General features: G+C 42.6%; 23 protein-coding genes and 3 pseudogenes. All 26 read left to right on the top strand.

The window, feature by feature from the left end; translation table 11 throughout:
• Positions 1 to 58 precede the first annotated feature (58 nt).
• The 26 genes and pseudogenes from AC0L6R_RS13705 (at position 59) to AC0L6R_RS13830 (ending at position 17,491) form a co-directional block, all read left to right on the top strand.
• Entirely contained in the window at positions 59 to 379 is a 321-nt protein-coding gene (locus AC0L6R_RS13705) for a hypothetical protein (RefSeq protein WP_473271727.1), read from the top strand.
• Positions 380 to 1,193: 814 nt separating this feature from the next.
• Positions 1,194 to 1,391: pseudogene (locus AC0L6R_RS13710) on the top strand (hypothetical protein); the annotation flags it as partial.
• An 18-nt stretch (positions 1,392 to 1,409) separates the two neighbouring features.
• Positions 1,410 to 1,622: a hypothetical protein gene (locus AC0L6R_RS13715; RefSeq protein WP_473271730.1), complete on the top strand. Its 213-nt coding sequence runs from the start codon at positions 1,410 to 1,412 to the stop codon at positions 1,620 to 1,622.
• A gap of 61 nt (positions 1,623 to 1,683) precedes the next feature.
• On the top strand, positions 1,684 to 1,968 hold the full coding sequence (locus tag AC0L6R_RS13720) for a hypothetical protein (protein ID WP_473271732.1): 285 nt from the start codon (positions 1,684 to 1,686) through the stop codon (positions 1,966 to 1,968).
• Entirely contained in the window at positions 1,919 to 2,341 is a 423-nt protein-coding gene (locus AC0L6R_RS13725; protein WP_473271734.1) for a hypothetical protein, read from the top strand. Before AC0L6R_RS13720 ends, AC0L6R_RS13725 begins: the two co-directional genes overlap by 50 nt.
• Positions 2,342 to 2,378: 37 nt before the next feature.
• On the top strand, positions 2,379 to 2,597 hold the full coding sequence (locus AC0L6R_RS13730; protein WP_473271736.1) for a hypothetical protein: 219 nt from the start codon (positions 2,379 to 2,381) through the stop codon (positions 2,595 to 2,597).
• 23 nt (positions 2,598 to 2,620) lie between these two features.
• The gene (locus tag AC0L6R_RS13735) at positions 2,621 to 2,770 is read left to right on the top strand and encodes a hypothetical protein (protein ID WP_473271738.1); all 150 of its coding nucleotides are present in this window, start codon (positions 2,621 to 2,623) and stop codon (positions 2,768 to 2,770) included.
• Positions 2,771 to 3,124: 354 nt separating this feature from the next.
• A complete protein-coding gene (locus AC0L6R_RS13740) occupies positions 3,125 to 3,223 on the top strand; it encodes a hypothetical protein (protein WP_473271986.1) in 99 nt (32 codons plus the stop codon).
• Between the two features lie 819 nt (positions 3,224 to 4,042).
• Entirely contained in the window at positions 4,043 to 4,471 is a 429-nt protein-coding gene (locus tag AC0L6R_RS13745; RefSeq protein ID WP_473271741.1) for a hypothetical protein, read from the top strand.
• Between the two features lie 85 nt (positions 4,472 to 4,556).
• Positions 4,557 to 5,141: pseudogene (locus AC0L6R_RS13750) on the top strand (DUF1593 domain-containing protein).
• 97 nt (positions 5,142 to 5,238) lie between these two features.
• Complete coding sequence (locus tag AC0L6R_RS13755; protein ID WP_473271743.1) at positions 5,239 to 5,373, top strand: hypothetical protein; 135 nt, start codon at positions 5,239 to 5,241, stop codon at positions 5,371 to 5,373.
• A 161-nt stretch (positions 5,374 to 5,534) separates the two neighbouring features.
• A complete protein-coding gene (locus tag AC0L6R_RS13760) occupies positions 5,535 to 6,014 on the top strand; it encodes a hypothetical protein (protein WP_473271745.1) in 480 nt (159 codons plus the stop codon).
• A gap of 449 nt (positions 6,015 to 6,463) precedes the next feature.
• Positions 6,464 to 6,652 (top strand): annotated as a pseudogene (locus AC0L6R_RS13765) (nucleoside hydrolase-like domain-containing protein); the annotation flags it as partial.
• 148 nt (positions 6,653 to 6,800) lie between these two features.
• Entirely contained in the window at positions 6,801 to 7,067 is a 267-nt protein-coding gene (locus AC0L6R_RS13770) for a hypothetical protein (RefSeq protein ID WP_473271747.1), read from the top strand.
• Positions 7,068 to 7,312: 245 nt separating this feature from the next.
• A complete protein-coding gene (locus tag AC0L6R_RS13775) occupies positions 7,313 to 7,501 on the top strand; it encodes a hypothetical protein (protein ID WP_473271748.1) in 189 nt (62 codons plus the stop codon).
• Positions 7,498 to 7,635, top strand: a complete 138-nt coding sequence (locus AC0L6R_RS13780) for a hypothetical protein (RefSeq protein WP_473271750.1) — start codon at positions 7,498 to 7,500, stop codon at positions 7,633 to 7,635. The genes AC0L6R_RS13775 and AC0L6R_RS13780 overlap by 4 nt, the downstream gene beginning before the upstream one ends.
• 44 nt (positions 7,636 to 7,679) lie before the next feature.
• A complete protein-coding gene (locus AC0L6R_RS13785; protein ID WP_473271751.1) occupies positions 7,680 to 7,991 on the top strand; it encodes a hypothetical protein in 312 nt (103 codons plus the stop codon).
• Positions 7,992 to 8,947: 956 nt separating this feature from the next.
• A complete protein-coding gene (locus AC0L6R_RS13790; RefSeq protein WP_473271753.1) occupies positions 8,948 to 9,106 on the top strand; it encodes a hypothetical protein in 159 nt (52 codons plus the stop codon).
• Positions 9,107 to 9,504: 398 nt separating this feature from the next.
• Positions 9,505 to 10,077, top strand: a complete 573-nt coding sequence (locus tag AC0L6R_RS13795; protein WP_473271754.1) for a hypothetical protein — start codon at positions 9,505 to 9,507, stop codon at positions 10,075 to 10,077.
• Between the two features lie 1,554 nt (positions 10,078 to 11,631).
• Complete coding sequence (locus tag AC0L6R_RS13800; RefSeq protein ID WP_473271755.1) at positions 11,632 to 11,769, top strand: helix-turn-helix domain-containing protein; 138 nt, start codon at positions 11,632 to 11,634, stop codon at positions 11,767 to 11,769.
• Between the two features lie 18 nt (positions 11,770 to 11,787).
• Entirely contained in the window at positions 11,788 to 13,137 is a 1,350-nt protein-coding gene (locus AC0L6R_RS13805; protein ID WP_473271756.1) for a gluconokinase, read from the top strand.
• Positions 13,138 to 13,664: 527 nt separating this feature from the next.
• Complete coding sequence (locus tag AC0L6R_RS13810; protein ID WP_473271757.1) at positions 13,665 to 14,576, top strand: carboxypeptidase-like regulatory domain-containing protein; 912 nt, start codon at positions 13,665 to 13,667, stop codon at positions 14,574 to 14,576.
• 244 nt (positions 14,577 to 14,820) lie between these two features.
• Entirely contained in the window at positions 14,821 to 15,369 is a 549-nt protein-coding gene (locus tag AC0L6R_RS13815) for a hypothetical protein (protein WP_473271758.1), read from the top strand.
• 77 nt (positions 15,370 to 15,446) lie between these two features.
• Positions 15,447 to 15,800, top strand: a complete 354-nt coding sequence (locus AC0L6R_RS13820) for a hypothetical protein (protein ID WP_473271759.1) — start codon at positions 15,447 to 15,449, stop codon at positions 15,798 to 15,800.
• A 54-nt stretch (positions 15,801 to 15,854) separates the two neighbouring features.
• Positions 15,855 to 16,217: a TonB-dependent receptor domain-containing protein gene (locus AC0L6R_RS13825; RefSeq protein ID WP_473271760.1), complete on the top strand. Its 363-nt coding sequence runs from the start codon at positions 15,855 to 15,857 to the stop codon at positions 16,215 to 16,217.
• Positions 16,218 to 16,942: 725 nt separating this feature from the next.
• Entirely contained in the window at positions 16,943 to 17,491 is a 549-nt protein-coding gene (locus AC0L6R_RS13830) for a SusD/RagB family nutrient-binding outer membrane lipoprotein (protein WP_473271761.1), read from the top strand.
• The last annotated feature ends 68 nt before the right edge of the window (positions 17,492 to 17,559 follow it).

Consider the following 17,559-nt stretch of genomic DNA (forward strand, 5'->3'; position numbering starts at 1 on the left):
TATGTTTATGTAACCTTACTCATTCATTACATATCCCTAAGGCATCAGTCAACTGACAGTGGTAACCCTAAGACCACCTTCCAGTTCACAATATCATGCGCATGACCACAGATTAGGCCTGGTGATTATTGGATTGATCCTTCCTGTTGGATGCCTACGCCAAGGATTATGCAAGACCTGCGTGAAGCCCAGTGAGATGCCTGATTTTCCTGGCCCAGAATTTTCACGCGAAAGAACGCTCTTAGGCAACGTGAAAACTGAAGGTGAAATGACTGAAATGACTCCCGGTTCAGAGCTTATAGTGAAAGTTTTGTTGGATGGACCAGATGATCGTCCTATTCGTATTCAGAGGCTTGGGGCGGGAGCAGAACTACACTAGCCAGAGCTTTGAAAAGCATCGGAGAAAGCCATCCTGACAAAATGGAATATGGTAGCTTAACAAGATGCGTCTGTATACTAGAATCTGGAAGACAGGATGTGACTTATCGGGAATACATTCGGTCAACGAATCGGGGAAATATTTAATATCTCGAACCATCATCGCGGATGAGATTTTGAGGCGATCGCCTATGCAGGGGATTCATTTGGTGCAACCTTCAGGAAATGATCCTGATATTTTGAGGGTCGATGGATGAAAGCCAAGATCTCGAAATTATGTGCTTCAGCCTGGCTCACTGTGTTCCCCGCTGTGACTAACTGGTGATTTTCCCGCTCTGAAGGAGATTGCTCCAGCTTTTTCGATACCGATCCCTACAGGCTTTGAGAAGTTTGGAATCACCAATGTATGAGAGGTTGGAGGGATTTGTAAAAGTTCCGTGACAATGCCTCGGCTGGATTCAGATTGCCTGTCTCTGGCTATGAGTATCCGAGAAGGTAGGTGGTACCGGAAGTAATGGTTGGGGAAGAGCAAGTATTACGTGAAAGGTTCCAAGCATTCTACTACAGACACAACGCAGCACTTATTTCAAACCTATGTGGCGCTGGTCTGATGCGATGCAGAATGACTTTGCCGCTCGGGCAGACTGGAGCGTAAAGACCTATGCTGAAGCAAATCACCACTCCAATTGTCCACACTAAAAGCAAGCTGAATCAGAGTGCCAAACCTGGTGACACCATCAAACTAAGTGTAGCCTGGCAGCAAAGATCCAGACGGAGATAAACTTAGCTACCATTGGTATGTTCATACCGAGCCAAGCACTCTTGCAAATGCAGGCGAGCAGGTAAGACTGACAGACGCTGATCAAGCGCAATCTTCTTTTAGTGTGCCGCAAGGAGCTGGAACCATCCATTTAATCTGTGCAGTGACTGATAACGGTAGTCCAGCACTGAGCGCGATATACCCGTGTAATAGTAACTGTGAAACCTTAAAACCTAATGTACCAGCAGCTTAAATGTGAAACATAACAGCCATGAACCTACTTATCCATTTTCCTAAATCCATACTCCTAGCTATTCTAATCAGCAGTTTAGGTTCTGATCTTATTGCTCAGGAAAAGACAGAAAAACCACGTGTCATCGTAACAAGTGATGGGGAAATAGATGATGAATGCTCTCTGGTTCAGCCTGTCTCCTTTATGTTTCCAACGAATGGGGTATCGAGGGATGGTCACTTCAAGTTTTAGATACTACCACTGGCATGGACACGGATCGGCTTGCAGATGACTGGGGTGTACCCTACTTCGGATGCTTACGCCAAAAGTACAACCGAATTTGCTTAAGCATGATAAGGATTATCCTACAGCAGAATTCCTCAAGTCCAGAACCTTTCTAGGCAATGTAGAGACGGAAGGTGAAATGGAAAAAATCAGCAGGCGGGATCTAGAGACATCTGGTAAAAGTACTGTTCGGATGAATCTGACGCAAGTTGCCGATATCTGGATACAGGCTCTGGGGTGGGACAAATACTACTGCTCGAGCATTGAAAACTATAGAGAAAGATCATCCAGAAAAAATGGATGCCGTAGCTAGGATAATCCGACTCTATTTCATCTGGGAACAAGACGAGACGTTTCAGAAATGCGTTGCGCCAGTCTCAGGGCAAATTGACAATCTGACCACGATGATCTCGGAATCTCAGTTCATTGCTCATTTTCTATCATTGAGAAAAAGTATTTGCCAGAAGCTGAGCAAGAAATACCTTGCTGCAGATTGGATGAATGGAAATCTCGTGAAGCACACGGCCCAGCTTTTGTCCATGTATCCTGCCCATGAAGAAGGTGACAAGGGATTTGACAAGGGAGATTTCAGATCTGAAGGAGATGCTCCAAGCTTGTTCAGACCAGGGCCTACAGGCTTTGCGGAAGGACATGGAATCTCCAGACGCTGGAGGTGGGGGTGGTGATTGAAGTCCCGCAGAAATACTTGGCTAAGACCCCGTGTTGGATTCCTCTTATACTTACCCTGAAGGCAGAATGGCATGGAAACTCAGCATGGGGAAGAGGGCGAGCTATAAGGAGGAAATGCCCAACGATCAAGAACTCACAGACTATCTGGAACCACTTGTGGCGCTGGACTGCTGCGATGCAAAAATGATTTTGCAGCACGTGCAAGACTGGACCATCACAAGTCCTATGATGAAGCGAATGATGAGCCCATAGTTAAGCTGGCTCACAGTGAAGACTTGCTTCTAAAAGCAGGATCAAGTGGGAAGAACTGCAGTGCAGCGGGATCGACACACGATCCAGACGGAGATAAACTTAACTACAGCTGGTGGCAGTATCAAGATCCAGGAACTTACAAAGGAGAGGTGTCAATCAATCAAGTCAAATAGAGAGCAAGACACAAAACTGAAAGACTTCCAGTTGCAAAGATGGGGAAAAGCTGGGCAAACAATACATGTGATCCGCTGAAGTCACGGACAATGTAAGCCCTGCTTTAACTAGGTATAGACGAGTGATTATTAAAGTAAAAATGAAGAAAGAAGTAGACCCGAGAGATCCAATTAAAAGCCAATTCGGCTCAGAGATATTTTCCTTTTTAACTAATAACCCAAACCTAAATAACCACTCGAAGAGCAGTTGATTTTTTACGTGACGTCCCACTTTCCTATTTTTCGGTAAATGTTTTTGCCCAAGCACCATGGGATAGCCATGGCAAACTCCAGGTTGCAGGAAACGGTCACTATATAGAACACAAAGACGGCACACCATTTCTTTGGATGGCTGAGACTGGATGGGGCACGTTTTCAGCAATTAACTCGCGAAGAAGTAGATCGATACCTTGATAACCGACAGCAACTCAGCTTCGAACGTCATCCAATCTGTGGCGTTCTGGGGTTCCCTACGCGAGCGTCGGGTTTAAAAAATGGCCCGCACAATGCTGCAAATGCTTATGGTCATCGTCCATTCACCGGTGGAGAAGACAACCCCAACACTGCGAAACCGCTAGTTGTGTCTGGGGGATCTCCTGACGCACCGAAACGATGATTGGGATCATGTAGACTATATCATCGAGGGGATCAAAAAAAGAAATATGTATGTAGCCCTCCTCCCAAACTCGGGGACGTGCCTATATCAATAACAGATCAATCTCAGCGGCGCTCATCAAGAGTTTACAGCGCAGGAGGCTAAAGAATACGGTGTTTTTTTTAGGAAAAAGATAGAAGACAGAACCTCACAGACTGCTGGGCTTCTGGGTGGAGATGCGAAAGGAAAATATTTTGCAGTTTCAGGATACGATACTCAGAAAAAAATGTGGACAGGCGTTCCATTTTCCGGGGCAATGGCAGAAGGGATAGCCAATGGGGTCACTGGCAAAACAGTTCAATGGAATAAAGCTGATCAAGCATGGAAGGTACATTTTTTTCACTTATCACCCTGATGGAGACCCAAGTGACAACTCCTCTCACTTGGTTTCGATGAAGATGCTTGGATCACAGCCAATGGGGTGGAAGAGATGGAACAATACAGGTCAACGAAGTATATCCGACTGATGGCAAGAGAATACAATCTGGACAATCCTAAGAAGCCAAGTCTATTTCCTGGAGGGTTCCTACGAATTTGGAGCTTACGGTCAAGAGTGCGGATATATTACTCCTCTCCGTTTGCGTCGACAAGTATACCATACATTTTTTGCTGGAGGAGCTGGCCACGCTTACTGGAGCAGGCCCTATTTGGGCAATGCGCGGTACTCAAGGGAACTACAATTGTGGTTTTACCTGCGGCAAGCGAGCTTTGAATTTCCTGAGCAGTTCAGTTTGCGCAGCTGGCAAAACTACTTATCCGAAAAGAATTGGTCTGAACGGATTCCTCGACCAAAGCATTCTGAACAAGGAACTGAAAGTGACAACGAAAGCCTAAAAGCAGCGGTCAGACTCTCTTCCGGCAAGAAAATTCTGGTCTATTTCTCTGACAATTCAGAGGCAACTGTTAAAAACATCCTAGATAAAGACGCTGAAGCAAATTGGTTTGATCCGATGGAAGGGCGTGAAAGTACGGCTGAATGGTTCCAAACTGGTGAGTTCTCAGAATGATCACGCCACCAACTGGTTGGGAGGACGCAATCCTCATTCTAACATCAAACTAAGCCTCATTAAAGCATCGAAACCCATCAGATAATTGAAGAAGTATTTTAGATATTGGACGATTTTAGTCGGAATTCTACTCCACGGACAGGTCGATCTATTTGCCCAAAGCAGCACAGAAAAAGAACGAATCATCGTCCTGACAGATATAGAAAATGAACCTGACGATGCGATGTCCTTGGTTCGCTTTCTTACATACCTTCCAATCAAATGGGATGTAGAAGGACTTGTGGCCACCACTTCCATACATCAGCAAAATGAGATTGCGACTTGGAGAATACTTGAAATCTTGGATGCTTACAGCAAAGTGCGAGACAACTCAGAAAAACATGAGCAAGGCTATCCCACCGCTGACTACCTAAGAACAATCGTGAAAGAAGAGCATGCCAAAATATGGGATGGAAGCTGTCTGGGAAAGGAATGGACTCCGATGGGTCTGAACTAATCATCAGTACAGTGGATAAGGAGGATGACCGACACTGTTTGGGTTCTTGTTTGGGGAGGACCGAATTGTCTTGCCCAAGCACTATGGAAAATCAAAGAAACCAGAAGTTCTGAAGACCTCGCAAAATTTGTAGCGAAACTCCGTGCTCTACACGATATCCGACCAAGACAATAGCGGCCCTTGGCTAGAGAGACTTCCCCGAACCTTTTTTATATAGCAAGTCCTGGGATCCACGCACTGGGAGCTTATCATTTCGCAACTTGGTCAGGCGATGAGCGGAGACACATTCCACGGCAGATTTGCTGGGGGAAACTTTGAGATCGTGGACAGAGTCCCCGGCTGGGACGAGCATATCCGCAGCAAAGGTCCCTTGGGAGCCGAATACCCGCACGGAATGCCTCACTGAAGAGGATGTCCCGAGTTTCACGCTATCCGATTCATACCGGCATGGAAGATCCGGAGCGACCGGGTTACGGAAAGTGGGGAGGTCGATACGAATTTCACCGACCTTGAGCAGAAAGTTGGTTTCTGAGCCGGGAACACGTCCACTTTGGACAGATGCCATGGATGAAGTGTACGGTGCAGATGGAAATTGGCGTACGACGAATAAAGCAACAATCTGGCGCTGGAGAGAGGCCTACGCAAAAAATGATTTCGAAGCTAAGAATGGACTGGACAATCAAAGACTACAAGGATGCAAATCATCCACCAGTAATCAAACTGAAAACTCCAGAATTCATTTTAGCCAAAGTTGGAGATAAGGAATCGAACTCAGTGCCGACGAAGAGCACAGCGATCCAGATGGGGACAGTGTCCAAGCTACTCCACTGGTTTCACTATGGTGAGCCTGGAGACCCTGCGCCAGCGAAGTGGTGCAAACTGCTTCCATTGAATGATGGAAATGCAGATTACAGCAAATGCGTTCTTCGCAGGTTAGCCAACCAGGGAAATCATGGAAGAATGACAGCCAGTATTCTGGCAGTGACAGGGCAGGAGTCACCTGCCCTAACGCGCTATAAAAGGATAATTGTCAAAGTGAATCCTTAGATGTGTCACACATCAAAATGCCTAACTATTAAACCTATTGAAATTTAAAAGCAGTGAGAGCTGGACAGCAAAAAACTACGCTATCGATATGTAAAGTCAATTAACCAGATGAACCCAGAAACCTATTTTACATGAAGCCTAACCAATTGATTTTCTGTGTGGCAATAGTTGCACTACTTTTTTATTCTCCCCATAAAACTAGGGCCGAACAACAGGAAAATGAAAGTAAGTCATACAAACCTAGAATAATGATCCGACCAGCACCTGAGGCTAGTTAATCGAGATGACAGGCAATCTGTTTCGTTGGTTGCAGCTGGTCGCTTGAAATGAATTCGACATTGAAAGGATTTTTAATTGTCACTGTGACAGGATGCTGGAAAAAAACGCAGGACAATACAACTATGTTTAGATGTGATTGTGGATGCTTATGAAGAAGCTTATATCCAAACCTTACAGTCCATGCTGCTGGTTTCCCAACACCTGAATACCTTAAATCCATTGCTGTTATGGGACAAGATGGCTATGGTATGAGCGACGTGGGTACAGGAAAGGACAGCCCAGGATCAGAACTCATCATAGCAGCAGCAGACGAGGATGCATCCGCGGGCTCCTTGGGTAATGGGATGGGGCGAGAATGAATACTCATTGCTGAGAGCGATTTGGAAAGTAAGAGAAACCCGTTAGCGCAGCAAGAATTGAAGGAGTCTTTGTCGAAAGCTAAGATTGTTCTGATGTCTTAGGGCGAGGCGATTGCTGGTGCTTGGATTGCCAAAGAAGCTGCCCGGTATGTTTTCTATATCCGAGCAACTAGGAGTCTATGGCTGGCAACCTCCAAAAGAATACGCCGCTGAACACATCCAAGGACATGGGCCGCTTGGACAGGGTATATACGCGGATCTACACAATGGGCAATGGAAGGAGACACGCCTGCGTTCATGCATATCTATGCCGATGGACTCAATGACCCTGAGCAGATTGATCAAGAGTGGCTGGGGAGGTCGTTTCAGTTTCACCAAAAAAGCTGGGATACGAAGTATGCTCAGAGGTTCCTAAAATTCAGGAAGACGGAGAAACACAATATGACCCTTACTTGATGTATGGAAATACAGATGCCCAAAAAGCCGAAGCCATCTCAAAAATGGAACAAAGGATATAACAATGATTTTGCAGGGCACGGATGACTGGAGCATTAGCAGCAAGCATGAAGATGCTAACCACCATCCCACAGCCCATACTCAATGGAGATAAATCTCGAAAGGTGCTGAGGATGTCCGCTTCTTCAGGAGAAAAAAATCACATTGAGTGCTGAAGGCTCGAGTGATCCTGACGGAGATGCTTTGAGCTACAAACTGGTCTTTCTGATGCTGAGCGAAGTACGTATAAAGAGTCAGTGGAAATTCAGATATAGCACTTCTTCCAAAGCTACTGTCCATATTCCTTCGAATGCCTCCGGAAGATCTGATTCATGCAACCTCGGAAGTCTATGACGAATGGTGAGCCTAATCTATACGCCTACAGAAGGACGATTATCGAGGTGGAAGGTTCGCCTACTTCTGAACACCTAGAACCAGATGCAGGTCAGTCCTTATTCTCCATTCCCACATACGGTGTTGGTGACTAAAGTTCGCCATTTCGACAACATGTGTTGGAAAATCGCCGCTGCAGGTGGCAACTTGGCATTTTGAGAATGGTGAGACCGAAGGAAAAACAGGTTTCAGCAGTGCTTCTGATCAGGCAGGAAACGACTGGATATTGGCAACGATGCCGATCGAGGATACAACAAGTCCTCCAATGCAGGCGGTAAACATGAATTTCCGAGAGCTGGCCAAATTTCGGCGAGGGAAACTTCAATCATCGACACAGCGCAAAAGCAACTCCACCTCATGGTGGGTGGATGAAAGTGGAAAGGAATTAGCTTTTTTGAAGACAGCCTTTCTGGTGACTCACCTGATCCGTAGAAGCTCCAATCCTTCCTGATGAAACTGGAGTTACCGTTTCCTTCTCATCGGCTACAATCGAAATCATCAGAGCTGATGACAAGTATGCATTTCTGTTTGAAGGGCCGGTTGGGGGAGAGCAAGAAGCTTCTGTGGAGAAAGACTATTACGTGTTAAAAGATGGTCGTACACCGAGAAATCAAATCAGGAGGTCTAGGCCACTCAGAACCTGAATTTGGAAGTAAATTCCCCTCTCCACTTCTTCTACTTAGCAGACAGCGACCCAAAGGGCCCAGCTACAGTACTCTATGCCGGCGTTCGTGACGTCAGGACCCAGTACGGCAGGTGATGAAGGATGGAGACAGGGAGAAGAATATGAGTGATTTTCAGTTTTGGAAGAGATGGAGACAGAGCGTGCATACACAGGCACAGAAGCTATATGTGTTTTTGGCTTTACTGAAAAAACGGATCACAAGGAAATCAGCAGTTTTATGGAGTCAAAAATTAAATCTCCTTTCAATGAAAGACCATAAATCTATCTTGGAAAATAAGATCAAACATGAATGAATACAAAAATTCTAGCCAGAGCCCATAACCTTCTAATATTAACAACAAAACCCAACAAACCTACTGAAATCAGAACCCAAGACTGTGGGGAGGCATACTTCTTTTGTTATCCTGCTCACAGATTGTTTATCGTGCATTTGCCCGTGCTCAAGCATCTCACAGGCGAGAACATCAACAGAAAGATGAATTAATTCTGGCTGATCGGTTACGAGACTACATTCCTTCTCAAGGTCCTTGGAAGTCGAAATAATAGACAACAAAGATTGGTACCAGGCGGTGATCCCAGCGGATAGTATGTTACGATCAGAGTTGGGCGTTTTTACCGCAGGAACAATTGAAGTTGAAAGGAGTGAACAAGGCCACTGATGAGAGGGAAAGCGCTTTACATTTTCAGAGCCAATCAATGACAATTGGACTACAATCCCGACCATGGAATTGACAGAAGGCGCAGGCTATTTCAGTCCCAGGCGAGATCCTGAAGTGCCATGGGGATCTCCGAAGCTGGCGAAGCTTTCAGTTCTGCAGTTTAGAGGTAGAGGCGCCAGAAAAAGTTTGTGCGTAAAGGATGCAGACAGATTGGTTGTTTGAAAATACTCCAGAATACGAATCATCCATGACTAGTATGGTTAAAAGACTACACAAAATCAGTAATTTCCTCAAGATGATTTGCTCCATGACACACGGTTTGGTGTCATGTAGTAGAAATACCAGAATATGACGTCGGATGAAGTTGGGGCAACAACGCTTCGGGATCAAATGGATCTGAAGGTGTTAGTGAGGACTCTAATGAAAACCAGACCATATTTATAAGCCAAAGAGGATAAAAACTGATTGGGTAAAGAATACTTCATTCAATATTATAAGGGCGTTGGTTAACTAATGCTGTCCTAAAATTACGAGCTCTGCGAAGCATAGGCAAATTTGATGCAGGACGTCTGGCAGTTATCCATTTTAACGGAGCGAACACGCGTCCATTTGTAGAAAAAATGCAAGAAGTGTACTCAAAAACGCCTGACAAATCAGAGTTGAACTTCGCTCTTTGGCTAGTGGACTATGTGAAGGCAAAACACCCTAACAATCCTATCACCTATCATGGAGCTTGGTATCAAAGCTATTTTCCTAATGATGAACTGACAGTAACTTGGGGCTCTGATGTCAATTCTCAAATGGAGTTGAAAGAACTTCACGGACTTTTTAAAGGCAAATCTATATTCATAGAACAACCTAAAAGCCAAGGATGGGAGTCCATTCCCAATGTTAACTTTATTAGCGGAGTGGGATATAGTATACCCAGCTATGATGAAGCCACGATGGGACACTTTGAGGTGGGCCTAGTAGCGGTGATTCAATACAGTGGTGGAAAATCTGATGATTTCACTAAAAAGATGGCAGAGGCTTGGCGGGCAAAAAAGGTCGCAGATATACCAAATCTACCATTCAGACAGTGGCTCTATGAATATATCCCTACTCAATATGCCAATGCTAAAATGATTGATCACAAGTACTGGCAGCAAGGCCATATAGGTGGAGGTCTAGTGGCAAGCTGGGCACTTTTTTGATCAGGAAAATGTAACACTCAAGTACATTGAAGATCACAATTTAACAGAAGGGAAAACCATTTTTATAGAGAAAAGAGGTAAAAATGAATGGGCGAAAAACCCCAAGGTAACCTACTACGACAATGCAGGCTACTTAATCTCAGGATATAACTCGGCTACGATGAGCAGCTGGAATGTCCAAGATTGCAATATAATTCAGTTTGACGGTGAGCCTGGGAAATTCACCGCACAAATGGCCAAAGCTTGGGGAAAGACTAAGTAACCCTATTCAAAACAACAGGTTTTGCATAGGGTAATTTTACCGCAAAAATGATAGATATAGAAGAGATATTATTATCCGCAATGATTCCAGCATCCATTAGTTCTTTGTTCACCTGACGGGAAGACCGAAAACAGGTGAACGAAGTAGCCTAAAATCTAGAGTTTAGCTTATCTTAAGATTATTTAATCTCTTAATGATGAAACAGCATATATATACATAAGACAGACATCAAAATTAAAAATGCACAGTCCAAAAACCTCCTAGTTCAACACAACGATTATTAACATCAACTTATAAAAATTAATAGCGACTGGATGAATAACATAAAATAAAACCGACCAGTCCACCTAGCGATATTTACATTTAAACATAAATAAATTTAAAACAATCAAATCAATCCAAGAACACCATAATAATTAGTTATTAGATAATAGAATAAGTAAAAAAAAGGAAGACATGAATCATTTTATATGTCTATTTAATAATAGTATAGCACTAGAAAAAGTGATTTAATTTTGCACTTATCAGCAGCCAACAGATGCCTCATTGTCCATTTAAATATCAACATGAAACGCTAGAGGAAGTCAATCGATTTCCACATATAGTAGAATTTGGATTGAGAAATAATAATTCTGTCACCTTAGATTCCTTTGAGGTGAGAAAGGCTAACTATTTACAACTCTATTATATAGTAGACGGAAAATTTGATTGGATTATTAATGGCAAAAATGAGACACTATACCCAGGTGATTCTGCACTAATTTTACCAGGTCAAGAAATAGGCGGAGCACATGGGTATTTTGGCATTGGCACACTTTATTGGATCTACCTTAAGGTAGAAAAAATTGATTCGGAGGGGTATTTGGTTCTAGGAAAATGGAGCAGAATAAAAAAAAGTGAATGGCAAATTATTGGTAAAATTCTCGAATCAAATCAAAAACCTGTGATGCGAGCAGGTGAATTTTCCTCTATGTTTCAGGTAATGCAGTCAGAGATTGAAAACAGTGAAATAGGTAGTTTTACACGGGTGAATTACATCTTAGATTCTATCCTAATCCTGCTATGCAGACAGGTCACTAGACAGGCAGTATCTAGACGTGATTTCCCAAAATCCTTCACCAACTTAGAAGAAAGTTTGAGAAAAGATCTTTCTCATAAATGGACCGTTGAGGAGATGGCGGCTTTGATGGGATTAGGCACGACTACCTTTACAGAAAAGGTTAAAAATTACACCGGATTCCCTCCCTTAAACTTATTTAATCAATATTCGAATTTCAGAAGCCATTCGCTTGTTGAAACTGAAGGATATAAACATTACAGATATAGCATTGGAGACGGGCTTTTATTCATCTCAGCATTTTTCTACCACATTTAAGAAGCTTACGGGCCATACACCCAATGAATACCGGAAGAGATATACATCCAACTAACCACATTATCCCACGACTATGGAATGTATTATTACGATAGAAATCGGAACAAACGCAGTTCGGATCCTGGCAATAGATCTGAAAGGCAATGTCATTGCTAAATCTAAGGGCTCTTACCCTACTTTTCACCGGGAGCCAGACTACAGCGAGCAGGACCCTGACCAGATGTTCATCACCATGCTATATGTGTTGAAAAACCTCCTAAGCGAGCAGATTCACCCTAAAAATCATACCGTGATTTCTATCTGTTTCAGCGCCTCCATGCATAGTGTATTGCCTGTAGATAGACATGGAGTTCCGATAGGATATGCAATTACCTGGGCTGACAATAGAGGTAAAAATGAGGCGCTTGAGTTAAAAAATTCCGGCATAGGACAGAAAATATACGAAGCCACAGGAACTCCTATTCATCCTATGTCACCTATGATAAAAATAGCCTGGATGAAGCGATACGACTCCAAGCGATTCGAAAAAACCGACAAATTCATCACCATCAAAAGCTACATAATTCAGCAACTTACTCAAGACTATCTGCTTGATTATAGCTTAGCATCTGCAACTGGCTTATTGAACATCCACACGCGAAAATGGGAAAATAACGCGCTGGATTTTGCTGGGATAAAGGCTGAACAGTTACCAGATTTAGTCCCTGTTTTTCATCCACTCAACAGACTACGAAGTGAATATCAAAAATCACTCGGGTTGTCCAAAGGAGTTAAAATCATCATTGGTTCGAGCGATGGATGCCTCGCAACTTTGGGAGGTGGAATATGGGAAGAAGAGAAAGCAACCATTACGATTGAAGATAGCGGTGCAGTCCGAGTTGTCGGAAAAAAGCCTTTAAATGATCCTCAACAACGAATTTTTAGCTACTTGCTGACTGACAAATACTACGTTTCGGGTGGGCCTACTAATAATGGAGGAATTGCTTTCGAATGGTTCACCAAACATTTTGGAGATTTCAAGGAAGCCTATGATATAGAATATGCCATGAAAGGACTGATCACGGAAGCATCCACAATAAAGCCTGGTTCCGATGGGTTGCTTTTCCTTCCCTATCTTCTAGGTGAGCGAGCTCCGATTTGGAATGCAAACGCTAGAGGCTCCTACTTCGGAATTAACATCAAACATGAGCGGCAGCACTTTATTCGCGCTACTCTCGAAGGTATTTTGTATGAGATTTACAGTATAGGAAAAACACTGGAAGACCATAAAAACTTCAATTCCCTGACTACCAATGGCAGCTTTGCCTCTTATTCCATTTTGTACACAAATGCTAGCAGATCTTTTCAACAAGCCTGTGCAGTGTACAAAAATCCAGACAGCATTGCCGAAGGTGCGTCTTGGTTGCTAGCGCTACAGACCTAGGAATTTTCACCGACTTGGAGGACGCAGCCAAGTCAGTAGTAATGTCCACTACTTTTGAAACCAAACTACCAAAACAATACGGCTTACATGAAATATTTTTCAATTTTTGAGCGCTTAAGTTCCAAATTACATAAGGAGTCGCAGATATCGCAAGACTACAAAGTGAACTTTAGCCGGCATATTATTCCAACGCACTATATAATTTACTTTAAATAAAAAAACTATGTTTTGAATTCATAATTCCAATTAACTGTATTACCTAGTTTTTATCTCCCCAAAGCATCTATAATGTGTTATTCAAATAGCTTCATTCACCTATTGTAGATGAAGCTATTTTTTGTTCAAAATACTAGGAGGTTATTTTTGGAAGTATCGATAAATAGTAATTTTTAACTTGTTATCAATAAGAATAACTCAACCTATTAAACCTAGTTACAGAAGTTATTTTATTAAATACAATAAAATATACTTCTGTAACTATTTGGTCAATGGGAGAAGTTCACTATCACTAACCAAAACCCATAATAATGAAAAAAAATTACCTGATATTCGGTATTGCGATATTTTTGCATACCGGAGGTATAACTCATGCACATGAGATGTATACCTCACTCGAAACACCTACAGGAACTGCCTTAAATAGCATTGAATTATACTCAGAAACTCCCACTTCTATAATAGTCACGGGTATTGTATTTGATGAAACAGGCATGCCTCTTCCTGGAGTTTCAGTTATTGTAAAAGGTTCGTCTTCAGGAACGGTAACTAATGCAGATGGAAAATATTCTGTAGAGGTTGAAGATGAAAACAGTATACTTACTTTCTCATTTATAGGCTATTCTACCACAGAAGTCATCGTCGGAAACAGAGCTGAAATCAATGTAAATCTAGAAGTAGATGAAAAATCGTTGGAAGAGGTTGTAGTCACAGCTCTTGGTATCAAAAAGGAATCCAAGAAATTAGGCTATTCTGCGACCTTTGTTAACACAGATGAATTGGTTAAAAACAGAACTACCAACGTGATGGAATCACTGGAAGGCAAGGTAGCAGGACTAAATATCACTCCTCCTGCAGCAGGTGCAGGGTCTAGTACACAAATCAGACTTCGAGGACAATCTGCCTTTGCAGGAGCTAATAATGCTCCCCTCATCGTAATCAATGGCCTACCTATGGATCAAGGTGCGCGTGGAGTAAATGGAAATGGGCAACAGCGCGACAGAGGTGATAATCTACAGAATATCAACCCGGACGATATTGAGAGCATGACTGTACTCAAAGGAGCTACAGCAGCAGCAATCTATGGAGCTAGAGCTGCGAAATGGCGCCATTATTATTACAACCAAATCAGGGAAGAAGGTCAAGGAATCGGCGTAGATTTCACCACTAGCTATACTTCTTCTACTCCACTAAATTTTCTGGATCGAATTAATCCAAACTGAGTATGGAATTGGTACTGGAGGTGTGAGACCTAAACGCAAGGCGAAGCCCAATCTTCACGGGCAATTTGGATTCGGAGAAAGGTTAGACGGGGCACCAACGATCAATTTTGATGGACAAATGAGCACCTTATTCTGCCAATCCATACCAGTTATATGATTTTTTACAAACTGGATCAAACTGGACAAACACCATTGGGATCTCTGGTGGAACAGTAAAGGGAGTTTCCGTGTTTCATTTTCAAATGTGGATGCGACTGGCATACAGCCAATGAATGAATACGTCAAGCGTATATTTAATGTGGGAATTAATCATAGTTTATCCGATAAACTATCATTTCAATTAAATATAAACTATGCGAATGAACATAACCTTAACCCGCCTCAAATAGGTACGCAGGGAGATGGGGCAATTAACTTTTTTAACCGTATGGGAATTTCCACTCCTTATGAAGCATACAGAGAAAGTGCTGTAAATCCTGAAACTGGCGCGGAGTTTCGCACAAATGGTTTTTTAGGCACTATAAATAATCCTTTTTACCCATTGCAAGGAAAGCAATATTTTGACGAGAAAAGAAGTAGATTGCTCGGTACAGCGACATTAAGGTATCAAATCACCGATTGGCTATATGCTCAAGGCAGGTTGAATTACGATGATGGCAATGCTTTCGGCGGAATGGAACAGATTAAATGGCACCGGTTCCACTACTATTATTCCAAGGTGATGGCACTTATCGTGGGTCATATAATCTTTCACAAACTACTACTTCTGATATCAATGCTGACTTCTTGGTAGGAGGAAATAAGCAATGGGAAAAGTTTTCGGTGGACGTTAGTTTTGGTGGCAATACCTGGCGTACAAAATATCAGAACATGAGTCAGGATGCGAGTAATTTTGTAGTAGCTGATCTATATTCGATTGCAAACGGGACGATAAAAAATCAGAGCTATGGTTTCTCCGAGAGTCGTGTAAACTCACTTTATGGCCTAGCTGAATTTGGTTATAACGGCATCCTTTACCTGAATTTCACAGGTAGAAACGACTGGTTTTCTGTCCTCAACCCCCAAAACAATTCCAAGTTCTACCCATCCATTTCAGGTAGTTTTATTTTCTCCGAACTCATGCCAAGTGCCAATTGGCTTTCCTATGCCAAATTAAGAGGCTCATGGGCAGAAGTAGGAAGTGCTAATGGAGTAGGGACCTATGATAGGTTTGCTAACCTATAGTATAAATCAAAACCAATTTAATGGGCAGACACTAGCTGGAGTAAAACTGAAGTTTTGCTCCGAATTCAAACCTCGGAGCCATTTACTGTTACTGAAAAGGAAATCGGATTGGAAATGAGGCTGTTTAACAATCGCCTATTGTTAGACATAGGAGTGTTTGAAAAGATAACGACCGACCAAATCTTGGATGTGCAACTTTCCAATGCCTCCGGCTATACGGATTCAAAACAAAACACAGCTTCATTAAAAAATAGCGGATTAGAATTCTTGATTGAATATTCTCCTATAGAAACCTCCAATTTCAGATGGACGAGTTCGTGGAATAGCGCATACTTGACTACTGAAGTATTAGACGTGGGCAATGAGAGCGGAACTATGCTAGAGTATCTTTTAACGACACAGGAAATGAGTTTCTAGGGCAATTAAGATACACAGAAGGCCTCCCAATGAACCAACTGTATACCAGAACCTATCTTAGGAATGCAAATGGTGACATTCTAGTAACCAATCAAGGCAGATTAAGATCCGACTGAATAGCACTACACCAGGTGGAGAAGACACGAATGGTTTTTTGCCAATCGGAAGCTCAATACCAAAGCATACAGGAGGGTGGACGAATACGTTTACCTATAAAAAATTGAGTCTAGGAGTACATATTGACTACAAACTCGGCGGTATGGTCATGTCGTCGACACACCTAAACATGCTTAGACAAGGTCATTCTCAGCTTTCCCTACAAGGACGTAGAGAGGGTGAAAATGGATTGATTTTCCCTGGCGTATATGATAATTGGGAGAGCCTAATACCACTGTGGTTACCAATTTACAAAGCTTCTATGCTGATTATAGAAACCAGCAGATTGGAGATCCATTTATTTTTAAATCGGACTTCGTGAAACTTAGAAACGTTTCCATTTCCTATAACCTAACAGAGGCTGTAAGTAATGTGCCATTCATGAAGTTTGTAAAAGGTCTTTCTGTCTCTTGCGGCTGCAAGGAATCTAGCTATCCTTTATAAAGACTTCCCAGGATTAGACCCTGAGGCAGTGCAGTCATCCGGTGACTTTAGAGCAGGTTATGAAAATTCCTCATTGCCTACCACCAGAAATTTCAATTTGAGCTTAAATGTTAAATTCTAATATTATGAAATCGATAAGATACTATATCCTCGCTATTTCTGCCATTATTTCCCTTAGTGGATGCGATAAGGATTTTATAGATATAAATACAAATCCGTACGCAGTAACGGACATTGATCCGGCCTTGCTCTTCGCAGGGGCTCAACGAACTCCCTTGGGAGGTTATGCAGCAGAACACACGATTGTACAACAATTCGTCAATCCATATAATCAAGGAGCAACATTAGGCTTCAACTTTAATGAAGACATTGACGGGTTAAGTAATGGTAAATGGAATTTGTCCTATCCTGAACCTATCAAAAACATGAACCAAGCGATTGCTCTTTTAGGAAAGGACACCGATCGCATCAACCTGCTAAATATGATTAGAATTTGGAAAGCTCAAGCATTTATGGGACTGGTGGATTCTTATGGAGATGTACCCTATTTCGAAGCAGGAAATGCAGTAATAGACGGGGTGTTTTTCCCTGCATACGATGACGATGAAGCCATATACATTGATCTTCAGAAAGAACTGGTCAGAAGCCATTGCAGGATTGAATTCCGGAGCTGACTATGTACCCGAAGATCTTTTCTTTGGCAATAATAGTGAAAGCCCCGCGGGTAGTGCGCCGGCGCAAG

Source organism: Algoriphagus sp. 10J20-15, from assembly GCF_055809615.1.

Coding starts and splice junctions, on each gene's coding strand:
- AC0L6R_RS13760 (WP_473271745.1), top strand. CDS start 5,535: ATGAAGTGTACGGTGCAGATGGAAATTGGCGTACGACGAATAAAGCAA.
- AC0L6R_RS13770 (WP_473271747.1), top strand. CDS start 6,801: ATGTTTTCTATATCCGAGCAACTAGGAGTCTATGGCTGGCAACCTCCA.
- AC0L6R_RS13790 (WP_473271753.1), top strand. CDS start 8,948: ATGGAATTGACAGAAGGCGCAGGCTATTTCAGTCCCAGGCGAGATCCT.
- AC0L6R_RS13820 (WP_473271759.1), top strand. CDS start 15,447: ATGAGTCAGGATGCGAGTAATTTTGTAGTAGCTGATCTATATTCGATT.
- AC0L6R_RS13810 (WP_473271757.1), top strand. CDS start 13,665: ATGAAAAAAAATTACCTGATATTCGGTATTGCGATATTTTTGCATACC.
- AC0L6R_RS13720 (WP_473271732.1), top strand. CDS start 1,684: ATGCTTACGCCAAAAGTACAACCGAATTTGCTTAAGCATGATAAGGAT.
- AC0L6R_RS13830 (WP_473271761.1), top strand. CDS start 16,943: ATGAAATCGATAAGATACTATATCCTCGCTATTTCTGCCATTATTTCC.
- AC0L6R_RS13795 (WP_473271754.1), top strand. CDS start 9,505: ATGCAAGAAGTGTACTCAAAAACGCCTGACAAATCAGAGTTGAACTTC.
- AC0L6R_RS13755 (WP_473271743.1), top strand. CDS start 5,239: ATGAGCGGAGACACATTCCACGGCAGATTTGCTGGGGGAAACTTTGAG.
- AC0L6R_RS13715 (WP_473271730.1), top strand. CDS start 1,410: ATGAACCTACTTATCCATTTTCCTAAATCCATACTCCTAGCTATTCTA.
- AC0L6R_RS13780 (WP_473271750.1), top strand. CDS start 7,498: ATGACGAATGGTGAGCCTAATCTATACGCCTACAGAAGGACGATTATC.
- AC0L6R_RS13805 (WP_473271756.1), top strand. CDS start 11,788: ATGGAATGTATTATTACGATAGAAATCGGAACAAACGCAGTTCGGATC.